The 5897-nt window shown below is 64.9% G+C and carries 6 protein-coding genes; all 6 read left to right on the top strand.

Features of this window, described 5'->3' with window-relative positions; genetic code table 11:
• Positions 1–417 precede the first annotated feature (417 nt).
• The 6 genes from HMPREF0372_RS10895 to HMPREF0372_RS10870 all read left to right on the top strand — a co-directional run bounded on the left by HMPREF0372_RS10895 (position 418) and on the right by HMPREF0372_RS10870 (position 5847).
• Positions 418–1746 carry an aminotransferase class I/II-fold pyridoxal phosphate-dependent enzyme gene (locus tag HMPREF0372_RS10895; protein WP_039997269.1) on the top strand — a complete coding sequence of 443 codons (1329 nt, stop codon included), beginning with the start codon at positions 418–420 and terminating at the stop codon, positions 1744–1746.
• 40 nt (positions 1747–1786) lie between these two features.
• On the top strand, positions 1787–2110 hold the full coding sequence (locus HMPREF0372_RS10890; RefSeq protein ID WP_039997266.1) for a cyclic-di-AMP receptor: 324 nt from the start codon (positions 1787–1789) through the stop codon (positions 2108–2110).
• 6 nt (positions 2111–2116) lie between these two features.
• Positions 2117–3106, top strand: a complete 990-nt coding sequence (locus HMPREF0372_RS21055) for a DNA polymerase III subunit (RefSeq protein ID WP_007492216.1) — start codon at positions 2117–2119, stop codon at positions 3104–3106.
• Between the two features lie 45 nt (positions 3107–3151).
• On the top strand, positions 3152–4429 hold the full coding sequence (locus HMPREF0372_RS21185) for a PSP1 domain-containing protein (protein WP_007492215.1): 1278 nt from the start codon (positions 3152–3154) through the stop codon (positions 4427–4429).
• Between the two features lie 58 nt (positions 4430–4487).
• A complete protein-coding gene (locus HMPREF0372_RS10875) occupies positions 4488–5039 on the top strand; it encodes a sugar O-acetyltransferase (protein ID WP_007492214.1) in 552 nt (183 codons plus the stop codon).
• A 127-nt stretch (positions 5040–5166) separates the two neighbouring features.
• On the top strand, positions 5167–5847 hold the full coding sequence (locus HMPREF0372_RS10870) for a dihydrofolate reductase family protein (RefSeq protein ID WP_007492213.1): 681 nt from the start codon (positions 5167–5169) through the stop codon (positions 5845–5847).
• Positions 5848–5897: the final 50 nt, after the last annotated feature.

Here is a 5897-nt window from a genome sequence, read left to right as displayed (position 1 = left end):
GCTCACACGTAGGGGCGGGTGCCCACACCCGCCCGCCTCTTTCATTCCCGTCCCAGGCTCCGGCCAGCCGGGCGGCCACAAGGGCCGCCCCTACAAAGCGCGGCTGCTTTCCGCTGCTCCCCTCGTTCAATGCTCACGCGTAGGGGCGGGGCTTGTCCCCGCCCACCTCTTTCCTCCCCGCCCCAGACTCCCGCCGTCCGGGCGGCCATAAGGGCCGCCCCTACAGAGAACGGCTGGTTGCCGCTGCTCCCCCGTTTCAACGCTCACACGTAGGGGCGGGTGCCCACACCCGCCCACCTCTTTTGTCCCCGCCCCAGGCTTTGGCCGGACGGGCGGCCACAAGGTCCGCTCCCACTTGTGTCCCCGCCCGGATTCTGCTATACTCAAACCAACTTTTCCACACTGGAGGCGTTTTTTGTGGGATCTACCCCCCTGTACGACACTCTGCGGGCCTTTGCCGCCCAGCGGCCCCTGCGGATGCACATGCCCGGCCATAAGGGTAAACCCCTGCCTGCGCCGGAGCTGGCGGCCATTGCGGCCATTGACTTCACCGAGCTGCCCCCCACGGGAGATCTCTTCTCCGGGGGCGGGGCCATCGGGGCGGCGGAGGCCCTCTGGGCGGAGGTTTTCCACATGGACTCCTGCCTGTTTCTCACCGGCGGCTCCACCCAGGGGGTTCATGCCGCCCTGGCCCTGGCCTGCAAACCGGGGGAGACGGTGCTGCTGGACCGGGGGAGCCACCGCTCCGCCTACAACGCCCTGGCCCTGCTGGACCTGAAGCCGGTCTATCTGGAGCGGCCCTGGCTTGCCTCGGAGGGGATCACCGGCCCCATCTCCCCCTCGGCGGTGGCCCAGGCTCTGGAGGAATACCCGGACGCAAAGACGCTCTGTATAACCTCACCCACTTACTACGGAATGTTGTCAGATCTTCCCGCCCTGGCGGAGCTGATGCACCGGCGGGGCGGGGTGCTGGTGGTGGACGGAGCCCACGGGGCCCATCTGCCGTTCCTGGGAAATGACCACCTCTCCGCCGCCGATCTGGTGGTGACATCGGCCCACAAGACCCTCCCCGCCCTGGGGCAGAGCGCCCTGCTGTTGGCCGGGGAACGGTTTCCCCATGCCGGGCTGCGGCGGGCCGCCTCCCTCTACGGCTCCTCCAGCCCCTCCTATCCCATGATGGCCTGCCTGGATCTCTGCCGGGCGTGGATGGAGGAGGAGGGCGCCGCCGCCTACCGGGCCGCCGCCCGGCAGGTGGCCGCCCTGCGGCGGGACTACCCCAGCGTGTCCGGCCCGGCGCTGGACCCTGTCCGGCTGGTGCTCCGCGCCCCCGACGGCTTTGCCGCCCAGGCGGCCCTGGAGGGGATGGGGGTGTGGCCCGAGATGGCCGACGCGGGCCATGTGGTGTTCATCCCCACCTGCGCCGACACGGAGGAGGACTTTGCCCGCCTCCGGGCCGCCCTGGATGCCGTGGCCTGGGGGGACGGCGCTCCCCTGCCCCCGCCTCCGCCCCCGCCGGAGGCGGTTCTCACCCCCCGTCAGGCCCTCTTTTCCCCCCGGATTTCCCTCCCCCTGTCCGCCGCGGAGGGACGCATCTGCGCCCAGCAGGTGGCCCCCTATCCCCCCGGGGTACCTGTTTTCGCGCCTGGGGAGCGAATTTGCAAAAAAACTATCGCTTATTTGAAACAAATAGGTTATAATACACTGGAAGACGTTGAGGTTGTTTCCGAACCTGTGTGTGCCTCATAGAATGAGCAAAGGAGCGTCTTTCCTTCAGGAGGGAAAAGCAATGAAACTGATTCTTGCGATTATCAATCACGATGACGCCAACACCGTCACCCAGGCCCTGACCAAGAAGGGCTTCTCCTCCACCAAGCTGGCCACCACCGGCGGCTTTCTGATGGCGGGCAACGTGACCATTCTCATCGGCGTGGACGAGGAGAAGGTGCAGACCGTCATCGACATCATCCGGGAGCATTCCCACAGCCGCAAGCAAATGACCCCCACCACCACCGAGATGAGCTACGGCTACTACCCCTCCATGCCCGTGGAGGTCGTGGTGGGCGGCGCCACCATCTTCGTGGTGGATATCGAGCGGTTTGAGCGGGTCTGAGTCTTTATGAACCTGACCCGGCTGGCGGGCAACGCCCCGCTGAAGCGGCAGCTGGAGCTGGAGACGGCCCGGCGGGGCCTCTCCCACGCGTACATCCTCAGCGGCCCGGCGGGCTCCGGCAAGCGGACCCTGGCGGGCCTGCTGGCCGCCGCCCTGGTGTGCGACCGCCGGGGCGGCGCTTTGCCCTGCCTGTCCTGCGCCGGCTGCCGCAAGGCGGAGGGGGGCATCCACCCCGACATCGTGCGGGTGGGGGACGACGGGAAGGATATCAGCGTGGCCCAGGTGCGCGCCCTCCGCGCCGACGCCTACATCCGGCCCAACGAGGCCGAACGCAAGGTCTACATCCTGGAGAACGCCCAGGCCATGAACGCCAGCGCCCAGAACGCCATGCTCAAGCTTCTGGAGGAGGGCCCGGCCTACGCCGCCTTTCTCCTGCTCACCGATAACGCCGCCGCCCTGCTGCCCACAGTGCGCTCCCGGTGTGAGCATCTCCCCCTCTCCCCCGTCACCCAGCGGGAGGCGGAGCTCTGGCTGGACGAGCACTACCCCGACCAGCCCCAGGCGGCCCGGCAGGCCGCCGCCGACCGCTGCGAGGGCCTGCTTGGCCGGGCAGCCGCCGAGCTGGAGGGACAGGCCGCAGGCGACACCCAGGCCCTGGACGGCGCGCTGGAGCTGGTGCGCCGCCTGGACGGCGGTGACGAGCTGGCCCTGCTGGAGCACTGCGTGGCCCTGGAGAAGTGGGACCGGGAGCAGCTGCGCGCCCTGCTGGACGAGGGCGTTCTCCTGCTGCGGGATGCCCTCGTCTGCTCCGCCGGAACCCTGCGGGAGTCCGACCCCCGCCGGCGTGAGGCGGCGGAGCGCGCCGCCCGCGCCCTCTCCCCCCGGCAGCTCACCCAGGCGGTGGGCGTGCTGGAGCGGCTGCGCGCCGCCTGCGGCTCCAATGTGGGGGCCGGGCACCTGGCCGGCTGGCTGGGGGCGGCACTGAGCACCCTATGACCGGGCGGGCCCGACCCCGCCCATACACCTGATGCGGAGGTAATCATGACCGAAATCATCGGCGTCCGCTTCAAAAGCGGAGGCAAACAGTATTATTTTGACCCCAATGGACAGGCCGTGGCCCCCGGTCAGGGGGTCATTATCGAGACCTCCCGCGGCCTGGAGTACGGCGAGTGTACCCAGGGCAACACCATGGTGGAGGACGAGGCGGTGGTACAGCCGCTGCGCCCCCTGGTCCGCCTGGCCACCGAGAAGGATCTGGACACCGTGGCGAAGAACCGTGAGAAGGAAGCGCGGGCCTTTTCCATCTGCCAGGAGAAGATCGCCGCCCATGGCCTGGATATGAAGCTGGTGGAAGTGGAGTACAACTTTGAGGGGAACAAGATCCTCTTTTTCTTCACCTCCGAGGGGCGGGTGGACTTCCGCGCTCTGGTCAAGGATCTGGCTGGGGTATTCCACGCCCGCATTGAGCTGCGGCAGATCGGCGTCCGGGACGAGGCCAAAATGCTGGGCGGCCTGGGCATCTGCGGCAAGCCCTTCTGCTGCGCCACCTTCCTGGACGAGTTTCAGCCGGTGTCCATCAAGATGGCCAAAACCCAGAACCTGTCCCTCAACCCCACCAAGATTTCGGGCACCTGCGGACGGCTCATGTGCTGCCTGAAATACGAGCAGGAGGCCTATGAGGACGCGGTGCGCCGCATGCCCAAGAACGAGTCCTTTGTGGAGACCCCGGAGGGGGTGGGCACCGTATCTCAGGTCAACCTGCTCAAGGAGACCGTGAAGGTACGGCTGGAGGAGCAGCCCGAGGCCCCCAAGTGTTTCCACAACTGCGAGATCTGCGTGGTGCGCAACGGCAAGGGGAAGCTGCCCGAGGGCTATGTGCCCCCTCCCCCGGAAGAGCTGGCCAAGCTGCGCAAGATCACCCCTGTGGAGGAGCCCCACCGCCTGTCCGGCAGTGTGGACGCCGCCCTCAGCGGCCTGGGCGTCGCCCCCGCCGAGCCGGAGAAGCCCGCCGAGGGAGGGGAGCGCCGCTCCCGCGGCCGGGGCCGCCGGGGCCGGGGCGGGAGCAGGCCGTCCGCCGAGTCCGCCGCCAAAAAGCCCGCCGAGGAGGGCAGGCAGGCTCAGCCCCCCAGGCAGAAGCAAAAGGGGGAGCAGCAGCGTCCGCCCCGGCCGGAAAAGCAGCCCAAGGCGCCCGCCGCACCACCCCCGGCCTCCGATGGGACAGCGGCCCCTCCCACCGGTGAGAAGAAGCGCCCCCACCGCCGCCGCTACCGGGGCAAGCCCAAGGGCGACAGGCCCCAGGGCCCGAAACCGGAATCCTGACCGGCATGAGTCGGGCGGGCGCTGTATGCGCCCGCCCGTTTGTTTGAGGTGATTTGCTATGACGGAATATCAGAAAATGCTGGGCGGCCAGCTCTACAACGCCCAGGACGGCGAGCTCCAGGCCATGCACCGGACGGCCATGGAGCTCTGCCACGCCCTCAACCAGCTCAACCCCAATCAGAAGGAGGAGGCCCGCGCCCTGCTGCAGCAGCTTCTGGGCCGGACCGGCGAACACTTCACCATCAAATCCACCTTCTGGTGCGACTACGGCCGGCACATCACCATCGGCGAGAACTTCTTCTGCAACTACAACTGCGTGATGCTGGACTGCGCCCCCATCACCTTCGGTAACAACGTCATGGTGGCCCCCAACTGCGGCTTCTACACCGCCGCCCACCCCCTGGACCACACCCTCCGGGACGAGGAGCTGGAGTACGCCAAGCCCATCACCGTGGGGGACAGCGTTTGGATCGGCGGGGGCGTCACCGTTCTGCCCGGCGTCACCATCGGCAGCCGCGCCGTCATCGGCGGGGGCAGCGTGGTGGTCCATGACATTCCCGAGGGGGTTGTGGCCGTCGGCAACCCCTGCCGTCCCATCCGCACCCTTTAAATGCAAAAAGGAGCTCCGCCTTGGGGCCCATACCGTAAGGAAGTTAACACCCGCCAAAAGAAGTTGCTTTTCGGCGGGTGTTGCCTTATATTAATTTCACCGACAACGCGGAGTTAGGAGAGATACAATGGATAGACCGGTCACAACGCTATTTATGCTTATGTCTGTTGACGGAAAAATCAGCACAGGGGCAACAGATAATTTAGATTTAGACAGAGATCTCCCCAAAATTGCGGGCGTTCAAGAAGGACTGCACCAGTATTATGAGATAGAGCAGACAACCGATCTGTGGTCGCTCAATTCTGGGAGAGTACAGGAAAAGCTAGGCGTCAACTCCAAGGAAATGCCGAACAAGTTGCCTGTTTCCTTTGTAATGATCGACAACCATCATTTGACCAAACAAGGTATTCGCTATTTTTGCGCCCGCTCAAAAGAATTTGTGCTGGTCACCTCCAACGCAGACCATCCAGCGTTTCAGATGGATGAGGACAACCTTCATATCATCTGTCAGAGCAAGTTGTCTTTACCTGACGCGCTTGCACAACTCAAGTCAGAATATGGCTGTCAAAGGATCACCATACAAAGCGGCGGTACATTGAACGGGCTGTTTCTTCGGGAAAAACTGTTTGATTATATTGATATTGTGATCGCCCCTATTTTAGTCGGCGGCAAGGATACATCCACACTGATCGACGGGAGGTCTTTGCTGTCAGAAAGTGAATTATCCCAATTAGGCGTGCTGAAATTGCAGGAATGTATGGTCTTGGAAAACTCGTATCTCAGATTGCGTTACCAGGTGATCCATTGACAGCTTCCAGTTTACTGGGTCGTGTCAAGATTTTTTCGCACTTTAGTTTG

Origin of the sequence: Flavonifractor plautii ATCC 29863 (genome assembly GCF_000239295.1) — a bacterium.
Lineage (GTDB): Bacteria > Bacillota > Clostridia > Oscillospirales > Oscillospiraceae > Flavonifractor > Flavonifractor plautii.
The sequence above is the reverse complement of the archived record's forward strand: the minus strand, read 5'-3'. Positions and strand labels throughout refer to the sequence as shown.